We start from the raw sequence: 23,351 nt of genomic DNA on the forward strand, positions 1-23,351 counted from the left end.
TTTACACCTTCCTTACTTCAACATGTGCTAATTTTTCGTAGTACTGAATGATGCCGCCGTGATCATCCGCAGCTTTTCCATCAATTTTCAATGCATGGAAAATCTCAACGAGTTGGCTAGAGAGGGGTAAAGGAACACCAATCTCATGCGCGGTTTCCATGACGTTCGTCATATCTTTTAAGTTGATATCGATGCGTCCACCGGCAACGAAGTTTCGCTCTAGAATCAACGGTACTTTCGCATCGAGCACGGCACTACCCGCAAGACCACCGCGAATGGCTTGATACATCTTCTCTACATCGATGCCTGCTTTCGCAGCGAGCGTCAATGCCTCGGACATGGCAGCGATATTTAAATTGACGATGATTTGATTGGCAAGCTTAGCCGTGACACCGCTCCCGTTTTTGCCGACAAGCGTAACGCTGGCACCAATGACTTCTAGGAGTGGTCGGACGGTTTCAAAGACGTCGTCTTTCCCGCCGACCATGATGGAAAGCGTCCCGTCGATTGCTTTCGGTTCTCCACCACTGACGGGTGCGTCGAGCATCTCGACTCCGCGTAGTGCTGCTTGTTGTGCAATCTCGACCGAGGCGACAGGGGAAATCGAACTCATATCAATCAAGATCGTTCCAGCTGTAGCCGTTTGTAAGAGACCGTTTTCTCCAAGGACGACTTGCTCGACGTGATGCGAAGCCGGTAGCATCGTGATGATGACATCACACGTCGTTCCCATATCAGCAGGTGTTCCGAATGCCGCACCCGCTTGAACGAGTGTCTCGACACTTTCCGTATTTAAATCATTCACCGTGACGTCATAACCGGCTTTTAGTATATTCAAGGCCATCGGTTTTCCCATGATGCCTAAACCAATAAATCCAACGCGTATGTTCATCTAATCAAACTCCTTTTCATAAAAAGATAGCGCTTTCATAAAGTCTTTAACCGAATTGTACACACTAAGTTCATTTTTGTATACAATTTATTTAAAAATGTATACAAAAATATGTCTCTTTCCAATTCCCAATATTAAACTTATACTTTGAACTAGAAGAAATTCGAATGTAGGAGACGATGTCTGTGGGGAAGAAAACGACACAATTAGCATATGTTCAGGCATATGAATACATCCGGGATCGCATCTTAAACGGAGAACTGGAACGTGGAACGAAGTTAGTCGAAGAGCGTCTAGCTGAGGAAATGGGAATTAGCCGTACTCCCGTCAGAGATTCGATTCGAAAACTGGAGCAAGAAGGATTGATTAAGCAAAAACGTGTCGTCAATCCGAGCGACATGGATCTGCGACACATCTTTCAAGTCCGGATGTTGCTTGAGGGCTTCGCAGCCAGTCATTGTGCGACATATATGCGAGAAGCCGATTTAGAAAAGTTGAAGCAGTGTGTCGAGATCGGTAGAACGGGCGAACTCGAAGAAGTGATGGCGGCGAACAAGGAATTCCACGATGTGATCGTCGGGGCAACGAACAACCCGGTGATGATTGATATCATTGACCGGATGCAATCCATCATCTATCTATTCCGTAAGACTGTTGTCCACCATAAACGACCACTCTTGATTGAAGAACATGATGAGATCTATCAAGCGATTTTGAATCATCAACCGGAAGAAGCGGAGCGATTGATGAAAGCGCATCTTCAACTGGATTTAGAATTTTGTTTGAACTGGATGAAAGGATGAACGAGGTTGATATCGTTCATCCTTTTTTACATCTTGACGCGTTCTCAGGACAAATGTCCTGTTCAAATCAGAGTAACTCTCGTTAAATGAAAGTATCATGGAACAAGAGAGGAGTATGCACATGCGTGGTGTCTTATTTGCGATTGCGGGTGGTTTTTTCTTAACGCTCCAAAGTGTTGCCAATGCCCGGATCAGTCAAACGATCGGGACGTGGCAAGCGGCAACGATCACTCAGATGACCGGGTTCATCGTTGCGATCCTCTTAGCGATCGTCTTACGGGATCACAGTTTTTCAGCGATGCGACGTGTCAAACCGCTCTATCTGGCAGGAGGAGCCTTTGCGGCGATTATATTATTCAGCAACATGACAGCGGTCCACCGGATGGGCGTGACTTTGACGATTTCGCTCTTTTTATTGGCGCAATTAGCGCTGGCACTCTGGATTGACGGAAGAGGCTGGTTCGGCGTCATGAAACGTCGACTGCGGGGTCCGCAGATCATCGGCATCGTGATGATGGTCGCAGGCATCTTCATCTTAAAGAGTTAAGGAGGAGAAGAAGTGACGGACATTGTGAGCTATCTGGAGCGGTATCAGTTAACGCATGTCTTTGACGCATCGCTACGCAAGGCGATGCACATTCAGACGTTCGCACCGGGTGAGGCTTTATGCCGACAAGGTGATGTTGCGCATGAACTCTACCTGCTCGTCGAAGGGAAATTGAAGATCACGCATATGTCGGCAACGGGGAAACGTCTCGTGTTGTCCTTTAAACATCCGTTTGATCTCGTCGGTGATATTGAGTTCGTCCGAAAGATTGATTTGATGAACACGGTCGAGGCAGTGACACCAGTGACCGTCTTACGCATTGCCTATCCGGATTTGGAAGAAGCACGTGTCCATCATCCTGCCTTTCTATTATTTTTACTCGAGACGATTACGAAAAAGTTTGAATTAAAATCGCATACGCTCAGCTTCAATCTGTTGTACCCGGTTGAAGTTCGGCTCGCCAGTTATTTGTTGTCGATGACACCTAATACGGATGCTTTTGCGAGTAAGGAACTCGTCGATGCGGCAGATTTGATCGGGACGAGCTATCGTCATGTTAATCGTGTCTTACGCCAGTTCGTCGACGATGGGTTGATCCGCCGGACGCAGCATACGATTGAGATCATTGATCGAGACGGATTGATGGAGCGAGTCGGAGAAAGCATTTACGAATGAAGGAGGTGCGACATGGTTACGGGAATCATCCTTGCCCTTTGTGGGGGCATGCTCGTCTGTATTCAAAATACGTTTAACGCAAAAGTCAAAGAACACGTTGGTGCTTGGGCGACGACGACGCTAGTTCTTGGACTCGGGTTCCTCGCTTCACTGACGATTGGTTTAATCGTCGAAGGATCACAACTGTTTGCCCTAAAAGAGGCGCAAACCTGGTTTTGGTTCAGCGGAATCATCGGTGTCGGTGTCGTCCTCTGTGTGACGCAAGGCGTTCAACAACTCGGACCGAGTCGTGCGATTTCGATCGTCATGGTATCACAAATCCTGTTTGCCTTACTGTGGGATACGCTCGGTTGGTTCGGTTTACAGACCGTTCCGTTTACGTGGACGAAAGCACTCGGCGTGCTACTGATTGGTGGCGGAGTTCTTTTATTTCAACTGGGCGGGAAAACAACGACTGTACAACACGTACGAAAAGGAGCTTGAATATGTTTTACACGACGGTATTATTCGATATTGACCATACATTACTCGATTTTGAAGCGACGGAACGGATTGCCTTTCGCCGCCTGCTCGAGCAACAAGAGTTGCAGTGGACGCCGGAGCGAGAAACGCGCTATAAAACACTCAATCAAGCGCTTTGGAAAGCACTTGAACGAGGCGAGGTGACACGCGAGGAAGTCATTCACTCACGGTTCGTGACGTTCTTCGCGGAAGAAGGACGGACGGTCGACGGACGAGAAGTTGACGAAACGTATCGTAGCTATCTCGCACAAGGAACAGAATTGATTCCGGGTGCGACGGCGCTACTTGAGCAGCTAACCGGAAACGTCACGATGTATGTCGTCACGAACGGTATTTCGAAGACACAACGCGCACGGCTCGATGGCGCTGGATTAACAGATTTCTTTGAAGGGATTTTCGTTTCAGAAGAGACAGGTTTTCAAAAACCGATGGCAGGATTTTTCAATCATGTGTTTGCGCGGATTCCACAATTCGACCCAGCGCGAACAATCATCGTCGGGGATTCCTTGTCAGCTGATATCGCAGGTGGCAATCAAGCTGGTATCGCAACATGTTGGTTTAATCCAGACGGAAAATCAGCGACGGATATCAAGCCGACATTTACGATTACATCGTTAGCCGAACTACCTGCTTTGCTTGAAAACGCAGCAGTTCTTCAACAATGAATCAAACCAACCGATAGGAGAGAGAAGGAAAGGGGGCGATCACTGTGCAACGATGTGATCAACAGACGCTGGAGGCAACTCCCGTCTAACTAAAAGGGGAAATGAACATGATTCAACTTGTACCGGTAACAGCAGAAAACTGGGAAGCGTGTTGTGAGCTGGCACTGACAGTAGAACAGCAAGACTTCATGGAAGCGAATGTCTACTCGATCGCGCAAGCGAAGTTCGAACCGAGCCTTGTCCTTCGGGCGATCATTGCAGGTGAAGCCGTCGTTGGTTTTGTGATGTACAACACGGAGCTAGAAGAACTCAACGGCTACTGGATTTACCGCATCATGATCGATCAGACGCAACAAGGGAACGGGATCGGACGATTAGCGATGCAAGCCGTGATTGACGAGATGCGCGCGTTACCTGCTGCAAAACGAATCGTCGTCGGCTATCGACCGGATAATCAGGCGGCACACCGCCTGTATGCGAGTCTCGGCTTCATCGACCACGGGGATCGATTCGGTCGGGAAATGGCAGTACGATTAGATATTTGAAGGATGAAGGACTCTTGAAACGCAAGAGTCCTTTTCTTTTGGATATTTTTTGAAACTTTTCTCGGCTCATCATGCTCTAATAAGTAAAGGGAGGGAACACGATGGACTTACGAAACGAGCACACGACACTCGTCCGCCGTGCGATGAAGCACGATGAAGCGGCGTTTGAGCAATTGGTGCTCCTACATAGCGAACAACTCTACCGAACAGCATATCTTTATGTGAAGAACGAACACGATGCCTTAGACGTCGTACAAGAGACAGTTTATAAAGCGTTCATCTCGATCGAACAAGTGAAGGAACCGAAACATTTCGTGACATGGCTCACGAAAATCCTCATTCGTAATTGTTATCGTGTGTTGGAAAAACAACAACCAACTGATGACATCTTACTTCATATTCCAGTGCAGGAAGACCAATCGCGAGACGAACATCTTGATCTCGTGCACGCTTTATCGCATCTGCGAAAAGAATACCGGGACGTCTTAGTTCTCTACTATTTTCATGATATTCCGATGAAAGAGATCGCAAGCTTCATCGGCATCACTCTCAATACGGTCAAGACGTACTTAAAGCGAGGACGCGAAGAATTGAAGATACAGTTAGGAGGAATGGATTATGGAGCAACACGATCTACGAAATGATTATGAAAAAATTCCTGTCCCAACGAACGCCTTACAAGACCGGATTCGTCAAGGCATTACGCAAGGCGTAGCGGAAAGAAAACAACGACGTCCTCGTCGGAAACAGTACGTCGCCATCGCAGGTCTTGCCGCCTCGCTATTCGTGACGACGTTCATCGTTCCACCGTTCGCTTCCGCGATGTCGCATGTTCCATTGATTGGTGGACTGTATCGTCCCTTTATAGAACAGGGCACAGTCGGTACGGAAATCGAGAAGAAACAACTTGCAACAGCAATTGATCAGACGGTAACCGATCAAGGCATTACGATCAAGGTCGTCGACGCCTACTATGATGGTACGACAATCGGGATGAACCTGACGGCAACTGGTGTACCAAACGTCAACGAAACGAAACGAGCGGCGTTTTATGAAGTGTTCAAAGGTGATAAACGATTCGAAGGTACTGAAAATCAAGAACTGGCATATTTCAAACAGGACGGTAAGGCATGGAAAGCCCGAATTGAATATGATGTCGGCTTACAGAAATTAAGTGATTCCATGCAGGTACCACTCGTGATTTCGGAAATGTTTGGTCTAGACGGGAACTGGCAATTCGAGGTTCCGGTCAAACGATTGCAAGCGATTGAACAGACGTTTAATACGACGGTAAAAAATCCTGATTATGCGGTCGATGTCACGTTAAAACAGATGACAAAAGGACAGGCAAGTACGACGTTTGATTATACGGCGGTTTATCCGAAGTCGGATCAATATTGGCTAGAACTGGCTCTGTTTGATGATAAAGGGAAGGAGATCATCAAAAACTGGTCAGTTGGAACATCGTTAGTAAGTAGTTCGGTCAGCGGGTCGAAACGAACGGATGTCTCGCGGATTCGATTCGGAAATTATGTCATTCCATCCGGGTCCTATACGTTGCATCCTTCTTTGAGCCTTTCACCGAAGACACATTGGCTGTCACTAAAGAAGACATCTTTCCCTTATACGCAACAAGATGCGCATCATCCATTGAAGATGACGATTCAAAAGGTAGAGACGTCCGGTTCTCACGTACAAGTCGATTTCTTGACGAACTCGGATCAAAAAATTTCAGATATCAAGTTGGATGTTAAAAACAGTATGTTCCTGATTCAAGGAAACGAACCACCGGATGGTCGCGAAATCAAACCGACTGTTGAAGTCATCGATGCGAAACAAAAGCTACTACGGGCGACGTTCACGCTATCGGCGTCACAAATAGATGCAATCGATGACTTCTATCTACAAACCGGCTATTCCAACACCGTGACGAACACACCAATCGACTTGAAACCAATCCCGTTCACCGTCGATTAAACAGGAGACTCCTGACATACTGTCGAACTAGAATCAACAGTGAGCAACAAAGGAGTCTGATGAGATGAAAGTATGTCAAATGATAGCGGACGATTACCCAGAAGTCGTTCGGATCTACGAACAAGGAATAAAGACGGAGAATGCGACGTTTCGCACGGAAGCATTACCATACGAAGAATGGACGAGGCATCACCATGAACACAGTCGTCTCGTTGCGATTGAAGACGAGCAATTGCTCGGCTGGGTCGCGTTAAGTCCATTCTCTTCGATTCCGGCATACGCTGGTGTCGCTGAAATCAGCCTCTATATCGCGGAAGAAGCACGCGGTAAAGGTGTCGGCACACGCTTGATGGAAGACGTCATTCAAGCAAGTGAAGCAGCCGGGATCTGGACGTTGCAATCGCAAGTTTTTCCGGAAAATCAAGCGAGTCTGCGCCTTCATGAACGTTTTGATTTTCGGGAAGTCGGTCGCCGGGAGCGAATTGGTCGGCTCGGAGGCAGATGGCGCGATACGGTATTGCTCGAGCGACGCAGCACATATCTCTAAAATTAGGCAAGTGGACGCAATGTTCCCTTGCCTTCTTTGTGTTGAAAGCGAGGGATAACGGGAAAAGACAGACAGTAGAAGAAGGGGGAGGGATCACGATGGATGATTTTTTTGGTGAAGGACTCGAGACCAATCAACAAAAACGGAAACGCAAACTGGAGGAAATCTTTGATCAGTCGTTTGAATCGGAGCGACGGGATTTCAATCAATCGCTGGAGCAGGACGTGACGGTTGCTTTGATCGGAGACGTCAATGCGGGGAAATCCTCAACCTTGAACGCGATTCTTGGTCGTGAAGTCGCAACGGTCGGGGCGCGCCCGGGTGAAACGGTCCGGATTGATCAAGTAAGGCAGCACCCGGAGGATAAAGTCATCTTCGTCGATACACCAGGATTAAATGATGCCAATACACAGAACTCGGAAGCGACGTGGACGTACTATCAAAGTGCCGATGTCATCCTTTACTTTTTAAATGCGGCAGGTACCGTCTTATCTGAGACGGAGACGAAAAACTTCCGTAAGATCTATCAACATAACCAAAATGTCTTGATTGTCGTGACGAAGATGGATGCGACGGATGATGTCGATACGATTGTCCACCATATTGCAGAAAAACTACCAGGACCCAAAATCATTCCCGTATCAGCACGAGAAGGAACGAACATTGATCGGCTCCGCCGGGAGGTCCTCGATATCTTAAAAAAGTTCGACAAGGATAATGTGTTCGTTCGCCAGATGGATCCAACCGTTCGCGGAAAGATTGCCAACAACTGGATTGTAGGTGCCGGAACAGCTTCTGGTGCGATCGGTGCCGTGCCGTTTCCAGGAGCTGATATCATTCCGTTGACTTCAATTCAAATCGGCTTGATGCTCAAGTTATCGAATCTGTACGAACGCCAGTTATCCAAAGAGAGTGCGAAGGAATTACTTGTCGTGACGATCGTCGGAAACTCCGGAAAGACCGCTTTTCGGCAAATTGCGAAGCTAGTTCCAGGGTATGGTGCCGTCATTGCCGCGGGCGTCGCTTCGACAGCGACCCTTGCACTCGGATACGGAACGAAATATGTCTATGAGAATAAGCTCGAACTGACACCGGAACAACTGATGGGATTCGTGAAACGATTCCGGAAGAAGGCGGAGGAGTCGTCAGAAGAGACAAACGAGTAATTTCCCTGTTATTCTATACAGCAATAAAGGGGGAGAACACATGACACGATTACTCGAAGAAATCAAACAGTATCAATCGGAATTCGACAAAAGGCACCTGCTGAAAAACAACGCCTGATGGCGGAAGCGACAGCTGAACTCGCTGCTTCCGGTATCGCTAAAGGTTTAGGGGTCGGTGATACGATTCCACACTTTACGTTACCCGATGTATCCGGCAAGCCGGTGGCAATCGAGACATTACTCGAGCAAGGTCCTGTCATCTTGACGTTCTATCGGGGCGGCTGGTGTCCGTATTGCAATCTCGAGCTTCGCGCGTACGAACGGGAAATCGACCGAATCCGTGCTCAGGGAGCGACCGTCGTTGCGATCAGTCCAGAGACACCTGAATTTGCTGAGCAGACAGCAAATAAGAATGCGTTAAGTTTCCCTGTCTTGAGTGACGTTGATTTACATGTATCAAGCCAATTTGATTTAGTGTTCGACCTGCCAGATTACTTGATCGAGATTTACAAGGCATCGGGACTTGATGTAGCAAAACACAACGGAAATGAGGATTGGCAGTTACCGAAACCGGCGACGTTCATTATTGATACGGACGGTGTGATTCGTTTTGCAGAAGTACCATCGGATTATACAAAGCGCGTTGATCCGCAGACGATCATTGAACAAATCAACTTATGAATGACAGATCGTAACTTATTTCTAAACCAGGTCGCAGAAACATCTGTGACCTGGTTTTTTTATGCATCAATTCACCTTCACTTGGATAATATATACATGGAAATGGGTATAAAGAGGTAACTAAACATAGTGGAGGTGAAGCGTCACTCCGGAGTGATAAGGAGTCCGCGTCGATATGTATACCATTCAACCAGTTTTCAAAGAACGGATTTGGGGCGGTCGACGATTAGAAGCGTTGTTTCAGTTTGATTTACCGGAAGGACAAATTGGAGAATGTTGGACAGCTTCCGCCCACGCAAGTGGTCGGACACACTTTTTAGATGGACCTTATCAGGGGAAGACGCTAGATGAACTATGGGAGACACATCGAACAGAACTATTTGGAGATTATTTGCTTGATGCATTTCCGTTGCACGTGAAGCTACTGGATTCATCGGCTTACTTATCTGTTCAAGTGCACCCGAATGACGAAGAAGCACGGCGGCTTGAAGGAGAGCCATACGGCAAGAACGAATGTTGGTATATCCTAGAAGCCACACCAGATGCAGAAATCATTCTTGGTCACAATCTAAAAACACGGGACGATCTATTCCGTTGTGCGCAAGAAAAAAACTGGAACACATCATTACGGCATCAAAGTGTAAAAAAAGGAGAATTTTACTATATTCCGAGCGGTACGATTCATGCGTTAGGACCAGGTATCGTTCTCCTGGAGATTCAACAGATGAGTGATCGAACGTATCGTCTGTATGATTACGATCGCCTAGGTGATGATGGAAAACCACGCGAGTTGCACGTCGAAAAAGCGATTGCCGTCACGACGATTCCAGATGAACCGTGGACGAATCAGCTAGAAATAATTGAAAAAGAAGGCGGTGTGATGACGAAACTTTTACAAGTACCTTCCTTCACGGTTATCCGTCATGATGTGACGGGTCATTATGCTTTGCGGGATCATTCGGTTTTTCGTTTGTTGACGGTCATCGAAGGAGAAGGAGTAGCGCGTCAAGAAGAAAAACATATACATCTACGAAAAGGTAGCCAGTTCTTTCTCCCACGTCATGCTGGAGATTTTGAAATGACAGGTCCAGTGACGTTCGTGACAAGTGAAGTTTTTTTAAGCTAAAAAGAACGACGCCTCATCTGGCGTCGTTCTTGTAGTCAAGGGTTAGATCGGAGGGAGGTCGGTAGCGGATAGTTATCTTGTTCCGTCCAATCGATGGAATACTTGATTTCAATCATGATTAAATCTTCAAGTGTCGTCAGCGTATGAGGAACACCTTGCGGGATGTGGACGACGGAAGTCGGACCGAGTTGCTGCAATTGCCCGTCGATCAATGCTTCCGCTCGTCCTTGTAAAATACTCCACGTTGAATCCGTATGTGCATGATAATGGTGACTAATTTGTTGATGTGCCTTGATATGCAGGCGACGGGTGACAGCGTACCGTCCGTCCTCTAGTTGCTGTTGATGTAAGATCGTCGCGTACCCCCATCGTTTCCATTCAAATTGTGGTGGGAGTGTTGCATCCGTCAAGTAGTCTTTTAAGGCAGGTGTTTCATCTTTCGAAGCAACGAGAACACCATCCGGACTCACGGATACGATCAAGTTATCGAGTCCGATTCCTAATACGGGTACCTGCAACTCATTCACGATATGTGTATTCGTCGAGTGGAGCATCCGGGCGTTCCCGTGGAGTGGATGCGGCATTTCTTCCGTCAAAGTGTTCCACGTCCCGAGATCTTTCCAGTAGCCATCATACCGATGAACGAATAAAGCGTCCGTTTTTTCGACGACAGCATAATCAAACGACGTTTTTTCTAGTGCCTCATACTCGGAACGCAGTGCTTCAAACGACGTTGGAACATTTTGTTCTTCTAAGCACCGCATTAAAAAGTCCAGTCGGCAGGCGAAGACACCACAGTTCCAAAGCGCACCTTGGTCAATCAAATCTGCGGCAACCTCAAGTGTTGGTTTCTCTTGGAAGCGTTCGACGATAGACATCGTTTCTGCCGTCTGCGGAATGATATAACCATATTTAGACGTCGGATGCAACGGTTCGACACCCATCAGATGTAATGCATCTGGATTCGCTTGAACGGCTTGATCAAGTTGATCGAACCGCTCGAAGAACGAAAGTTCGACGTAAGGGTCGACCGGCATGATGATGACGGTCTCTTCTAAATCAATTCGCTCGGCGAGATAACTCGTTGCGAGCATGATTGCGGGAAACGTATCGCGACGGGACGGTTCCTGAATGATGGACGTTCGAAAACCGAGTTGGTTTTCAATCGCGTCGACTTGTGAGCTTGTCGTCGTGATGACGGTCCGGTCATCTAAGCCGACTTCCTGAAGTTGTTGGAAGACCCGCTCCATCATCGATTGTTTATTTCCCTCACGGTCTTCAAGGATTTTTAAGAACTGTTTCGAATTTAAATCGTTCGACAGTGGCCAAAGTCGTTTTCCGGATCCACCTGATAGTAAGAGAATATACATGTTTTCAACATCCTTTCTTTTAATAAAATGGAGGCGATCACATATGGCACTTTACCTATTAGTTGATTCTCATGAACCGACACGACACATCTTGCGTCGAAAATTGCTGGCTTCTGGGCAAGATGTCTGTGAGGCAAAATCGGGAGAAGAAGCGCTCGAGCAACTCGCAGCATCCGACGTGGATGTATTACTGACAGAATTACGGCTTCCAGAAATGGATGGTGTTGAGTTATTACGAATCGCCAAGCAGCGTGCGCCATTAACGAAACAAATCGTGTTGACTGATTATATGCAAGTGCATACGCTACTCGCAGCAGTAAATGCAGGGAATGTCAGTCGTATGATGACGAAGCCCTTGAAAATTGATGAGCGCATACTCTCGATCATGACTAAAATTGGTGATGAAGTCGTCGAAACGAAGCAACGGAAACGTAATTTGGTCAACCATTTCGAGAGCGTGCTTTTGAGTTCAGATCGTCCGTATTGTTTATTTTTTGAAGATGGAACGATTGCGAGTCAACGCTCTTTAATCATTAGTCACTCCGAACAAGAGGTGTGTGAAGAAGACCAGATACAGCGTTTAGAGTTCCCCACGCAGTTCGGTACCTACATTTTGTATCAATCAGTCGTCGGAAGCATTACGAAACCCGTTTGAAAAATAAGGACTCGACACCAATAAAACTGAGACGAAGATACATGTAGATGACACCGACCGTCAAAACGGGATGACGACCGTACTTCTTTAAATTTGACTGATGATACAGAACGGGGCGGAAAAAGTACCAGCGACGCAATGCTTTCATGAAGCCGCCTTGTTCAGCGTCGAGTGTCGCGGGCATCACATCAAAGTAATAGCGCTTTTTTCGGAGCAGGTCGTTTAATTCGACCTGCTTTTCGTTGTGACGGACATGCGTGAAGGTAGCTCGGCGAATCGTTCCGCCTTGCTCTAAATAACGAATCGTCGGTTGTGTCTCTTCAAAGCTGATTTGTGAAGGGTCAATTTCACCAGAAGCGATATAGGCATCGAGACACCAAAAACGGGCCGCTTCCATCGTATGCGTATCGAGCTGATCACTTGGGACATTAAACAGATTTCGCTCAAAGACTTTTACCTTACTAAAGTAGTTCGCATAATCGCTGTATGCGAGCTCCGGTATGACGAGGGCACCTACTTCCGGATGGGCATCGAGGTAGAGCAGACAACTTTTTAGAAGCTGATCTTCGAGCACCATATCTGAATCGATGATGTATAGATAGTGCACACCAAATTGTTTGAGACGATCGATTGCTGTTTTCCGAGCAATGCCTCGTTCTCCGTGTGGCAAGGCAAGTACTTCAAAACGTTCATCCCCGTCGGTCAATTGTCGCATCGTCTCAACAGTTGTATCCGTTGAGCCATCATCTGCGATGACACAGAAGAACGGAGCCTGCTGGATTTTTAGAGAGCGTATCGTTTCGGCAATGATAGCTTCATTCTCATAAGTCGACATCGCGATTCCGATCATGAATAATCCTCCTTCAATGCAATGGGTAATAGTTCCTGTTCTAACCATTGGCGGAATGCCTGACCTGTATGATCCCAGTGCAGAGTTTGCGCAAACCGATGACCGGCTAGTCGGATGGTTTCGTATTCTTCCGGATCACGTAAGCAAGCACGCATCTCAGCAGCGAGTGCACCAGGCGTCTGACTCTTTGCCATATAACCGGTCATGCCATACTGGACAGCATCGCGTAATCCGGGTGCATCATAGACGATGGTCGGTGTACCGACAGCAGCAGCTTCACTAACCGTCAGCCCCCATCCCTCGCGTTTTGAAGGGAAGAGGAGAGCGGTAGCACGACTCATCCGTTCGAGTTTTTCTTCTTCACTGACGAAGCCGAAATAGGTGATCGACTCACGCATCTCTTCCGGAACGAGCGGGTCAAGTTGCTCAGCGATATAGTCCTCATCCTTTTTCCCAATGACCCAGAAACGAGCGTCTGCGTACTCTCGTTTCAGCATGACGAACGCTTGAAGTGCATCATTAATGCCTTTATAGGCAGACATGCGTCCTACATAGAGAAATGTCGGGTGTTCATCCTTTGGTTGCCAGTCGACTTCTTGCCACGGTGTAAAGGAAAGACCTTCCGGTAAAATCGTCAAATTGTCCTTTGAGAATCCGACAGCAAGCAGGTCGTCTGCCGTTGATTGACTGACGGTCAAGGCACGTCCGGTTTGATAAAGCTTCAGACGCGGTGTCTCCGTCCATTCGCCGATATACGAAAATGGTGCTCGAACATTGATTTGCCAAATTTCGCGTGTCAGCTGATGAATGAAGAGAGCGCGTTTTGACTGTGGAACATAGAGCGGCGTAAAGAAGTGATGGGTATTCATCTGATCAACAACGAGATCGATCGTTGCAGCATGAGATTGATAATAAGAAAAAGCGTAGGGGACGATTGATAACGATGTGCCTTTACGGATATACGTGATACCGTCGAGGTATTCGACATCGTGCCCGCCATCAAAAGCAGGCGAGAGATGTGTGATATCGTAGTCGTCGCTAACACGACGTAACATTTCATGGGTGAAGACCTCTGCACCACCAGCTTTCGGATGTTTAATGTCTCGCCAAGATAAAAAAAGTAAATGGGGTTTCATGTCATACCTCCTTCACTAAATTCGGGTGCCGCGGCAAGGTGAAGCGTAGTACGACGGCGCTGATCAAGAAAACAGACGCCTGGACAAGTAACCATGTTTCAATCGTTTCGTGCATCGTCGTCAGTGCGATGGCGAACAGAATAAGAATCAGCCAATACCCTTTTAAGTATCCCGTTCGATGAAGCGAAAACTGAACGAGGGCTTCATACTGAATCAGGGTAATACCGGCATAGACGAAAACCATATATTTGATGTAATGTGTTGCCGCTTCATAACCATCACCGAACAATAGAGGAATCAGATACGGAACAATCGTCCAGTAGATGAGGATAGCAAGAGTAAGTCCACCCAGGAGAAAACTGTAAAATCGACGTTCCCAAAGATGGAACGAGTCCTCTTGACTCTTTTGACTTAAACGTGGCAACAACAGCTGTGCCAAGGAGAGTGCGACGAATAACAACAGTTGACCAAAGCGTAGAGCAACCGAATAGTCTCCTGCTAGTTGCGGGAAATAGCGTGTGACAAGCAGACTATCGAGTGTGAAGAATAAGGTCATGACGACCTGTGTATGAATCATGTGGACAAGTCCGCCGGCTTGCAGCTGTCCTGCACTAGCAGGAAAGGCAACTTGCGTAAGACTTAACAGATAGGAAGCAATCATGCCGAGTAGAATGAAAATGAGCGCGTAGGTGACGTTCGTTTGTTGAATCAAGAGCCAAGTGGCTAAGACTTTGACGACGGATTCGATGTAATACGAGAGATTGAGTGCATAAAAGCGTTCGGTTGCTTGCAATACACCACGGCGAAAGGACAGAAGAATGTGAAAACCGACAATAAAGTAAACAATCAGAAGGTTTATTTTGGTAAATGGCAGGAAATAAGGTAATGCATAAAGTAAAATAAGTAAGATAGATCCTGTAATCGCTAAAATGCGTATACTGAGATTTTTGTAATCATTCGTTTTTTGTTGACTGTAGTCCCGGGTGACAGTCCATTGTAAGGCACTACCTATAATCAGTAAAAGACCTAAGAAAGCTAAATAGGCGTTGAGCAATCCGTAAACAGCACTAGAGAGTTCGCGGGCCAGCAATAAGTGATAAGCATAGTTGACGACATTCAATGCCACATCGAGGATTGGAAAAATCAACAGGACAGCATGTCGTTGGATAAAGCTCGTCATCAGTACACCTCCCACTAGTCAGAGTGTTTTCATGGAAAGGATGAGTCTTATGAGTCAAGAATACATTGCTGTGTTCACGGATCATTTTCGTCAGATTCCTTACGAATCACTGATTTCCTATTATCCTGTTCTATTTTATACACAACCAGGGAAATGTCCTGCTTCTTTCCAACAAATTGCCATTACAGAAATTAAGGAAGCGGAAACACACGAGATTTTATTGTATATCGTTGATTATGAAACACGTGAAGATGAGCTCGCCATCGCCAATCAGATTCGTGCGATGCGTCCCCGATCAAAAATTCTGATGGTCAAGGAAGCGATTCGACGAAAAGGTGATTTTCCATATCATTTGGTTCAAGGTGATGGCATGCTTCGTCTGTTTTCCTATCGCCCCGCTTATCCGAACGAATTGTTTGCAGAAATCCAGCATATCATCCATCCTGAATATCCCATTTTAAAGGATACTATAGCCTTTATATTGCCAATATTTAACGAAGAGAAACGCTTTAATTATGTAAAAGATTTTTTAGAGTCACTGGCGACCTTTATCAGCGAAGATTACATCCACGCCTCAATCAACTTCTTTGATGATGCTTCGTCTGACCGATCGAAGGCACTCCTGCAGGAGTACCGTTCGATCGTCATGGAGGCAACGGATACATTATTCACCGTCGGCTATCTCGAAGTGCATCAGGTCGAGCAGAATACACGAAAAGCCGGTCTATTCATCGAAGGGATGAAAAACATCTCAAGTGATTATTATGTCTTCGTTGACGCGGACAATTCGTTTCGAATCGAAGACATCGCCCGTCTGTTGACGATCGCCCAGGAAGGGTACTATGACATCGTCGTTGGGACGAAGGATTTGACGATCGAAGACCGTGGAGCCGTCCGACGCTTCATGAGCTTCGGGAAACGGAATCTGACACGGTTCTTCTTACCGAGAGGTGTAACCGATTCGCAGACCGGTCTGAAGATCATCAACCGTCGGGTCGTTCATCGCCTGTTGCCTTATCTCCATGTCGAGAGTGGTCTCGCGATTGATTTAGAGTTGATGTATGCAGCAAAAAAAGAACGCTTGCGGGTCTATCAACAGCCCGTAACCTGTATCGAACGCGAAGGATCGCACGTCAATCTCGTCAAGGATTCCGTCGCTTTCTTAAAAACGATGGTCAGCCTGTATCAGCGCCACCGAAAAGACGAAGTACCGGTCAAATGAAGAGGCTGGAACATAATTCAGTTTCACAGATGAAAAAAAGAAGGAATTGCACATCTGAGCGATGGCAATTCCTTCTTTTCGTTAAAATCAGCTAGCTATGTCCCAGCCTCTTTAGATAGACTATTTTTTGTTTCGTTTTAGACGAGGAAGACGTTGCTTGAACACGGACGATAGACGTTGTCGGATAGCCAGACCACGATTGCTTGTCATGAAATAAATCAACAAGGTACTAAGTGGGAGCGCTAAGACGAGAATGGTCAGTCCAGCGTAATAAATCGGACGCAATACGACGGTCACATGTGCCGTCTTTTCGTTCGAACGATACAACTGACTGACGCCGTTTAATGCCGTGTCACCACGCATCATTTCCTGGTCCGTCTGGAGTTTAAATAACGGTGTCGGAGAATCATTAACCGTAAAGCGACCGAGTGGCGCATCACTTTTTATATCCCGTCCCATCTGTGAGGCATCGACGTCAAGCGCACGGGCAGGTTCTGTTGCGAACAGCGTACCGCTTTGCTCGGAGAGAACGAGTTGATCGACTAGAATCAGTTGATCGTACGGTAACACTTCTAAATTCTTCAGACGCAATTGCCCAGCCTTTTTCTCATTTCCACGCGTCCAGATATGCAGTTGCATCCGGACGGTCTTCTTCGGTGGAATGACGATTTGTTCGTAATGGTTCCACTGCTTCTTTTTCTTTTCTTCGACTTCATTGATGAAATCCGTACCGATGACACGATCATCTTTATCTAGGTAATACACTTTGAGGTGTCGTTGACGGACGTTCTTGCTGACGGCGTCGAACTGGATCAAATATTCGTGATATGGTTTCACCTTCATTTTTTGCGAGGCATAAATATACCAATCACAGGAGCAGGTCGGCTCGTAATCAATCGTATAGCCGTCTTCAGTCTCACTAGCGTCGAACATATCATTCGTGATCGAGACACACGTCGCACAATTTGCTGCTGCTTCTGGAGCGGCAAGGGCTTTATCAGTGACGATCTCGTTCGGGTCGAACTTGTGTAGATCCTTCCAATCGACGAGTGACGGCACCTTACTCGCATAGGATAGTTCTAGCTGATAGCGTCCCTTCTCGAGTGGAATATCGGATAACTTGACGTCGTATAACGTCTGATAGACATCACTCAACTCTGTCATCCGGTACGGAAACGCTAAGTGTAGCGGATCGTACGTCACCGTTTGATCACCAATCTGTTGTTGGTGTTTTTGACCATTTAGAATATCAGCACGAGACAAAGTGCGTTCGAAGACGACCTGCTTTCCGTCTCGGATTTTGACAGTGATTCGACCATCGTTGCCTGGCGGTGGAGTCAACATCAATTGGAGTTGATAGTCAGTCGCTTCGCGAATATCGATTGAACGCTGTAAACGTCCCCGTTGCGCAGCGATTCCTTTCCCGAAACTCAGTCCAGGATAGTTTCGTTCCGACTGCAAGTGACCGGTGTAATCGAATCCAGTCTCTGCCTCGAGTACCATCAAGGTCTTCGTGAAAGCGAGTGTATCATCGACGCGTTTTCGTAAAGCAGTCAGCTTTTCTTCCGGAATCAGAACGATATTTTGGATCGCATTAAAGCCTTCCGTGTTCGTCACGCTGAGCGTCGCAGGACCGCTCGGCGTCGTGAACGAACCGATCGGAACCCAAGCGAGTTTAGCACCGGATCGTTGTCGAGTTGGAATCGTGACGCCTCGTTTATTGAAGGTCAAATCGAGTTGTCCACCTTTTTGGTTCAGCAGCACGCGGGCAAACCCAGCGTAACGACCGGCTGGCAGGTCTTTCGTCATCGTAAACGTGTTCGGGATCATATAATCCTCATAGCTGAAGATTTTAATATCATGGACCCACCAATACGTTTTCCGCTCGGGGCGCTGGAAACTGAGTAGATCAATCCGCATCGTTTTTGCGTTTCGCGGTGTGACATATTCACCTTGCAAGTGAATCGCGTCGACATCACCGGAATCACGCGGAGCGACGACGTACGTTTGATTCAGCTCGCGATCCTTCGCATCAAAGAACCGGACCTTGACGTGGAGCCGGTCGACCCCGCGACCGCTCGCTGTAATATCAAAGCGGTAGGCGTTATTCGGTCGTGCCGGCAGCTTACCGGATTTTGCGACTTGCCAGATGTATTTTGGGTCGCCTTCCGCGACTTCCGCATGAAGGACAGGCAGGTTATTATCTTTTGACATCGGGTTCGGAGATAAGTCGACGATGTCCGGGTTATCGGCTTTGAAGAATGTCTCATCCTCAAGCATCGAATTAAAGGAGGCAACCTGCTTCGCCTTTAATCCGTCTAATTTGTAGACCGGCGCGTCAATCCGGGCGGAAGCAAACGAGAGACCGATCCCATCTCCAAAATCGAGGTCAAACGACGGGTTCGTCATACCTTGCGTCCGCAAATACCAGCGCCAGTCATTATTTCGGAGGAACGTCTTACCCCAGTTTAGGAAAGCATTCGCTGAATCAATCGCATCGAATGGTTTCCAGTAGTATTCGTCCGGCACTTGGCTGAGAATAAGGTCGTTTTCCTCGACCATCTCAACGATATCACCCTTTTTCATCCAGGAGAGGCTATCCTGATGTCCTTGTGTCGCATACAAAATCGATTGACGACCGAGATCGTAGCCATTCAGTGTCGGATAGCTGATTGACCGTTCGAGTCCGTAAGGTGTCAAAATCATTTGCGGAACGGTTCGTGTATCGAGCGGTGCGATCAAGTCGAACAAGGTGAACAAGCCGACTTGTTTCGTCTGTACGAGATCACGTTGTTCCTGTAGAACCTTTAGATTGAAATCTTGTCGATCCTTCATCCCCGTGTACTCGTCCCGGTATGCGAATTGTTTCAGTCCGAACGCTTTTGCGATCTGTCCGGCTTGTTCCGACCGACCGGTATCGAGCAGATATTGCATGAACGTCATCATATAACCGATCGTCGGTGACGCCCCTTCATGATGAAAGACGGTATCATGTTCCGACGTATAGACTTGCACGTCACCCGTTGCCTTGATTTCGCCACCTTTTCGTGGATTTTGATTCCAGCGTGGGGTCGCGATCCCGGTACTTGGTTGCGTCATCTCGTCTGCAATCGGGAACTGCAACCACTTTCCATCGACTTCATCTTGGATTGTGGTGTATTCCTTAGGCATTTTGACCGGATGATAAAAACCTTCCATGTAGACAGTCCGGTAAGGAAGGAAAAAGCAGGCGACGACGATCAGCGTACCGACGATCGAGACGATCCGGTATAACTTCAGTGGAATCGTCCGGGACGCACGGGTAAAGACGGCATTTAAACCGACGGCGAGCAGCAAGCTGTAACTGACCATCAAGAGCCCAACCAACTTATTCGGATCGCGGAACATCGCACCAATCAAAGGTGTCTTCGTCACGAACAGGACGAACGCATCGGCAACTTGTTCATGGGTGCCGGTTGCGAAGACGATCAGCGGAACCGCAAGCAGACTGAAGAACAGGTGGATCGGTTGCCGATACGCGACGACGGCTCCTAGTAAGATGAGTAAAAGCGTAATGACACCACCCAGCCAAAACGTCAGCGGTAACGTCGTCAAATCAAACATCGGCCACCAGTAGCTCGTTAAAAATAAAACGTTCGTCCAGCTCGAGTGCCGACTGAACAACATCAACGTATCGGAGACATTGATATTGTGTTGTGAAGCTTGTGAGCCGGTCAGAATCGAGCCGACGTACATCAAGAACCAATATCCGTTGAATAGTAGAAAAACGAGACCAAACGCACAGGTCGCCCGGACGTAAAACCAAAGTAACGACGACCAGACCCGTTCTTTACGCCGCGTCCAACTTGTCTTTAGGAAAATGAGTCCGACCATGATGCCCATATAGATCAGTGAGAAGAAGAAATAATGAATGCCCGCCGCCATGAAGGCGAAGACGATCGATAAGCCAGTGATATCAATCCAAGTCCGTCGACTCAATCGGTCAGAGAAACGAAAACCGGGATCGAGCTGTTCCCGAAACTTCGGGTCGAAGATGTTGAAGAACAACATCAAAGCGTAAGGGAAGACGGAGTAACCACATAATAAATAAATATGTTGAATTCGCGTAATCACCCACGGATTCAAGGCATAAAACAACGCGGCGATCGCGAAAGCGATCAGTGAGAGATAAGAAAAGTGCTTTGAGACATAAACCGAGTGGAGACGCTTCGTAAAAGCGAACATCGACAAAGCAGAGATCGTCAACAGTCCGATGATGAACGACTTGATCAAAATAGGACCGGATGAGCCAAACAATAGACTGAGTACATAAAACGGCAGGATGTAGAGCAATCGCGCTACATTCAGAAGCGTCGTCGTGCTCCACCGGTTGTTCCAAGCACCGTAGATTTCTTCTAAATAACGGTGTGAGGACAGTCCGAAAGACATGTCGCTGAACGTCACCATGCCGGAACGAAACAACGGGAAGCTATAGATCAGAATGAATACAAACATACCAGATAGGACAAGGATGTCCTTACGGTACGTATACATGAAGTTCTTGAGGCGTTGACGTAACGAGTGCATCGGACAACTCCTTTCTGCGAAAATACGTGCTGACACTCTTCTCTATAGGAGGGCGATATTCCTAGAAATGGATGTACTTATTTTAACAATGTTTGCGAGAGGGAACGTCCGTCGTGAGACGTAGCGTTACGGACGAATACTTTCGGGTAAAGACCACTAACGAAATGGGTAGGAGGAACGCGCATGAAATGGAAGGGAAGACAACGGAGTTCGAACGTCGAGGATCGGCGGGGAATGGGTGGGAAAGGAATCGCCGGCATCGGTGGTGGTGTCGGGATCATCCTGCTGATCGTCATCACCTTGATGGGTGGTAACCCAGCTGAATTACTCGGAGACTTAACCGGTGGGGATCAGCAAAACACGACATATGAAGAAACAGCACAGGAAAAAGAAGCAGCGGATTTCGTTTCCGTCGTCTTAGCGGATACGGAACGGGTCTGGACGAAAGAATTCAAAGAAGATGGTAAGACCTATAAAAAACCGACGCTCGTCTTATACACGGATCAAGTCAATTCGGCTTGCGGACAAGCAGGGAAGTCCGTCGGTCCCTTTTATTGTCCCGGTGATCAGAAATTATACATTGATTTAAGCTTTTATGATGAACTGCAGACGAAGTACGGGGCCCCGGGCGATTTTGCGATGGCCTATGTCATTGCGCACGAGGTCGGGCACCATGTCCAAACGTTACTCGGAAAATCGGACGAGATCATGCCTCTTCGGGAGCAGATGAGTGAGGAGAAGTTCAACAAGTACCTCGTTCGATTCGAGTTACAGGCCGATTATTATGCCGGCGTCTGGGCACACCATGCGCAAGGAGAAAACCTACTCGAAGAAGGCGATCTCGAAGAAGCGTTGACGGCAGCGAATGCTGTCGGGGATGATACGTTACAAGAGAAGGGACAAGGATATGTCGTACCGGAAAGTTTCACCCACGGCACATCGGCGCAACGAGAACGTTGGTTCCAAAAAGGCTTTGATAACGGCACGATCGAAGGCGGAGATACATTCAAAGCGAAGAATCTATAAAACGAAGTAACGACAGGCCATTTGAAACATTTTCCAATCGTTTCCGTAAAGAAGAGGGAAGGATTTAAAGGAGAGTGTCGAAGTTGAAGCACATCAGTCTATTTTTATTGCTCTATACGGCTGTCGTTGTAATGACGTACATCGTGTCACGATTTGCGCCGGACTTGTTGATCTACATGGTCTATATCGCGATTGCATCGTTACTTGTCATCACGGGCTATTTATTGAAACGGCTCTTACTGAAGCGCTAAATACAAAAAAACCTGTGTTCCGCGTAAGTAGAACACAGGTTTTTTTGGTATTTAAAAGCCATCTTATGAACGGAACATCGTCGGATCATCTGGAACGTTCTCCAGATAAGCGATCCGTCCGTTTTCATCGAGACGTGCGATATCTTTTCCGTCTTGCGTGAAGACACTACCGTTTGCCCGTTTTCCGCAAACTGCCCAGCGTGTTTCATATGTTCCTGGTGTTGTCTCTTCCCAGCCTGCGTACATGTGCTTAATGTCTTGATTCGCTGTAAACACATGACGGACGAACTGTTTCCAGGCGTCGATGCCGTGCTTTGGTTGTCCGTTCAGGATGAACGTGATGTCTGTCGTGAATAAGGAAACGAGATCCTCAAAAGCTTGTGCGTCTGTGCGTGACGCGTCGAATAAGTCAAAATAACGATTCAATACCATAGTAAAAACCTCTTTCTGTTCATTAAACTGTCATCATCCGGTCTGTGATTAACGCATGCAGCCGTTCTAAATGTTCTGGTGGACAGGAGGCATCGATTGCTTGACGGATCGAGCCAATCGATTCGCGCTTCAACGTCGATTGCCACGCGTCTTCCGCCTCTGTCATTAGATTCGAGAGTAGACCGATTTCCTGTTCCTGAATTCCCATCAAATCCTCGAAGACACCGCTTGACGCATACAACGTCTGTTTGCCCTCGATCGCTTGATAGACGTCAAAGATTTGAATAGAGTCTGCCGGACGGCGTAAGCGAAAGCCACCTTTGACACCCGGTACGGAATACAACAGATCCGCCTGGACGAGTTTTCGTAAGAGCTTTTGGAAATAAGTCGGCGAGGCACCGAGTTGCTGACTGATGAATTCACCGGGCAACACAGCGCGATCCGGAAGGAAGGTCAAGAGCAACATCGCGTAGACGGATTGCTCGACCCCGGTTTTCATTTGCATGAGAAGTCCCCT

At 47.3% G+C, this 23,351-nt stretch carries 24 protein-coding genes; 16 read left to right on the top strand and 8 right to left on the bottom strand.

The features are described from left to right. Position 1 precedes the first annotated feature (1 nt). Positions 2-892 (bottom strand): 2-hydroxy-3-oxopropionate reductase, encoded by an 891-nt coding sequence (gene garR / locus AC3B4V_RS09330; protein WP_488378244.1) that lies wholly within the window; start codon positions 890-892, stop codon positions 2-4. A 185-nt stretch (positions 893-1,077) separates the two neighbouring features. Here garR and AC3B4V_RS09335 point away from each other — a divergent pair, with 185 nt between their 5' ends. The 12 genes from AC3B4V_RS09335 (at position 1,078) to manA (ending at position 10,146) form a co-directional block, all read left to right on the top strand. Then, positions 1,078-1,695, top strand: coding sequence for a GntR family transcriptional regulator (locus AC3B4V_RS09335; RefSeq protein ID WP_064300450.1), 618 nt, complete (start codon positions 1,078-1,080; stop codon positions 1,693-1,695). Between the two features lie 121 nt (positions 1,696-1,816). Then, positions 1,817-2,242, top strand: a complete 426-nt coding sequence (locus AC3B4V_RS09340; protein ID WP_488378389.1) for a DMT family transporter — start codon at positions 1,817-1,819, stop codon at positions 2,240-2,242. Between the two features lie 12 nt (positions 2,243-2,254). After that, positions 2,255-2,917, top strand: a complete 663-nt coding sequence (locus AC3B4V_RS09345) for a Crp/Fnr family transcriptional regulator (RefSeq protein ID WP_064300451.1) — start codon at positions 2,255-2,257, stop codon at positions 2,915-2,917. A 12-nt stretch (positions 2,918-2,929) separates the two neighbouring features. Then, positions 2,930-3,400 (top strand): DMT family transporter, encoded by a 471-nt coding sequence (locus AC3B4V_RS09350; RefSeq protein ID WP_023466690.1) that lies wholly within the window; start codon positions 2,930-2,932, stop codon positions 3,398-3,400. A gap of 2 nt (positions 3,401-3,402) precedes the next feature. Then, a complete protein-coding gene (locus tag AC3B4V_RS09355) occupies positions 3,403-4,104 on the top strand; it encodes a YjjG family noncanonical pyrimidine nucleotidase (RefSeq protein WP_488378245.1) in 702 nt (233 codons plus the stop codon). A 107-nt stretch (positions 4,105-4,211) separates the two neighbouring features. After that, a complete protein-coding gene (locus AC3B4V_RS09360) occupies positions 4,212-4,649 on the top strand; it encodes a GNAT family N-acetyltransferase (protein WP_488378246.1) in 438 nt (145 codons plus the stop codon). 101 nt (positions 4,650-4,750) lie between these two features. Continuing rightward, a complete protein-coding gene (locus tag AC3B4V_RS09365; protein ID WP_488378247.1) occupies positions 4,751-5,293 on the top strand; it encodes a sigma-70 family RNA polymerase sigma factor in 543 nt (180 codons plus the stop codon). Beyond that, on the top strand, positions 5,268-6,626 hold the full coding sequence (locus AC3B4V_RS09370) for a DUF4179 domain-containing protein (protein WP_488378248.1): 1,359 nt from the start codon (positions 5,268-5,270) through the stop codon (positions 6,624-6,626). The genes AC3B4V_RS09365 and AC3B4V_RS09370 overlap by 26 nt, the downstream gene beginning before the upstream one ends. Positions 6,627-6,690: 64 nt before the next feature. After that, positions 6,691-7,173 carry a GNAT family N-acetyltransferase gene (locus AC3B4V_RS09375; RefSeq protein ID WP_488378249.1) on the top strand — a complete coding sequence of 161 codons (483 nt, stop codon included), beginning with the start codon at positions 6,691-6,693 and terminating at the stop codon, positions 7,171-7,173. 98 nt (positions 7,174-7,271) lie between these two features. Further along, entirely contained in the window at positions 7,272-8,339 is a 1,068-nt protein-coding gene (locus AC3B4V_RS09380) for a YcjF family protein (RefSeq protein WP_488378250.1), read from the top strand. Positions 8,340-8,456: 117 nt separating this feature from the next. Next, entirely contained in the window at positions 8,457-9,020 is a 564-nt protein-coding gene (locus AC3B4V_RS09385; protein WP_488378251.1) for a peroxiredoxin-like family protein, read from the top strand. A 175-nt stretch (positions 9,021-9,195) separates the two neighbouring features. Further along, positions 9,196-10,146, top strand: a complete 951-nt coding sequence (gene manA, locus AC3B4V_RS09390) for a mannose-6-phosphate isomerase, class I (RefSeq protein WP_488378252.1) — start codon at positions 9,196-9,198, stop codon at positions 10,144-10,146. A 35-nt stretch (positions 10,147-10,181) separates the two neighbouring features. Here the strand turns inward: manA and AC3B4V_RS09395 are convergent, their stop codons facing one another. Next, positions 10,182-11,516, bottom strand: a complete 1,335-nt coding sequence (locus tag AC3B4V_RS09395) for a sugar phosphate nucleotidyltransferase (RefSeq protein ID WP_488378253.1) — start codon at positions 11,514-11,516, stop codon at positions 10,182-10,184. A gap of 43 nt (positions 11,517-11,559) precedes the next feature. Between AC3B4V_RS09395 and AC3B4V_RS09400 the strand changes: the two genes are divergently transcribed. Continuing rightward, positions 11,560-12,171, top strand: coding sequence for a response regulator (locus tag AC3B4V_RS09400; protein ID WP_488378254.1), 612 nt, complete (start codon positions 11,560-11,562; stop codon positions 12,169-12,171). Here the strand turns inward: AC3B4V_RS09400 and AC3B4V_RS09405 are convergent. The 3 genes from AC3B4V_RS09405 to AC3B4V_RS09415 are packed head-to-tail and all read right to left on the bottom strand — an operon-like array spanning position 12,155 to position 15,337. Further along, positions 12,155-13,021, bottom strand: a complete 867-nt coding sequence (locus tag AC3B4V_RS09405; RefSeq protein WP_488378255.1) for a glycosyltransferase family 2 protein — start codon at positions 13,019-13,021, stop codon at positions 12,155-12,157. The genes AC3B4V_RS09400 and AC3B4V_RS09405 overlap by 17 nt on opposite strands. After that, positions 13,018-14,157: a glycosyltransferase family 4 protein gene (locus AC3B4V_RS09410; RefSeq protein WP_488378256.1), complete on the bottom strand. Its 1,140-nt coding sequence runs from the start codon at positions 14,155-14,157 to the stop codon at positions 13,018-13,020. Before AC3B4V_RS09410 ends, AC3B4V_RS09405 begins: the two co-directional genes overlap by 4 nt. 1 nt (position 14,158) lies before the next feature. Beyond that, on the bottom strand, positions 14,159-15,337 hold the full coding sequence (locus tag AC3B4V_RS09415) for an MATE family efflux transporter (protein ID WP_488378257.1): 1,179 nt from the start codon (positions 15,335-15,337) through the stop codon (positions 14,159-14,161). 49 nt (positions 15,338-15,386) lie between these two features. Between AC3B4V_RS09415 and AC3B4V_RS09420 the strand changes: the two genes are divergently transcribed. After that, positions 15,387-16,559, top strand: a complete 1,173-nt coding sequence (locus tag AC3B4V_RS09420) for a glycosyltransferase (protein ID WP_488378258.1) — start codon at positions 15,387-15,389, stop codon at positions 16,557-16,559. Positions 16,560-16,679: 120 nt separating this feature from the next. On the opposite strand, the gene AC3B4V_RS09425 is transcribed toward AC3B4V_RS09420, so the two are convergent. Then, a complete protein-coding gene (locus AC3B4V_RS09425) occupies positions 16,680-21,125 on the bottom strand; it encodes a hypothetical protein (protein ID WP_488378259.1) in 4,446 nt (1,481 codons plus the stop codon). A 183-nt stretch (positions 21,126-21,308) separates the two neighbouring features. Between AC3B4V_RS09425 and ypfJ the strand changes: the two genes are divergently transcribed. Further along, the gene (gene ypfJ / locus AC3B4V_RS09430) at positions 21,309-22,151 is read left to right on the top strand and encodes a KPN_02809 family neutral zinc metallopeptidase (protein WP_488378260.1); all 843 of its coding nucleotides are present in this window, start codon (positions 21,309-21,311) and stop codon (positions 22,149-22,151) included. Positions 22,152-22,234: 83 nt separating this feature from the next. Continuing rightward, on the top strand, positions 22,235-22,402 hold the full coding sequence (locus tag AC3B4V_RS09435; RefSeq protein ID WP_488378261.1) for a hypothetical protein: 168 nt from the start codon (positions 22,235-22,237) through the stop codon (positions 22,400-22,402). A gap of 63 nt (positions 22,403-22,465) precedes the next feature. Here the strand turns inward: AC3B4V_RS09435 and AC3B4V_RS09440 are convergent, their stop codons facing one another. Together AC3B4V_RS09440 and AC3B4V_RS09445 are read right to left on the bottom strand one after the other, a co-directional pair. Next, positions 22,466-22,834 (bottom strand): nuclear transport factor 2 family protein, encoded by a 369-nt coding sequence (locus AC3B4V_RS09440; protein WP_488378262.1) that lies wholly within the window; start codon positions 22,832-22,834, stop codon positions 22,466-22,468. Positions 22,835-22,856: 22 nt separating this feature from the next. Further along, complete coding sequence (locus AC3B4V_RS09445; protein ID WP_336449463.1) at positions 22,857-23,339, bottom strand: Rrf2 family transcriptional regulator; 483 nt, start codon at positions 23,337-23,339, stop codon at positions 22,857-22,859. Between the last annotated feature and the right edge of the window lie 12 nt (positions 23,340-23,351).

Source organism: Exiguobacterium sp. E17S, assembly GCF_057772545.1.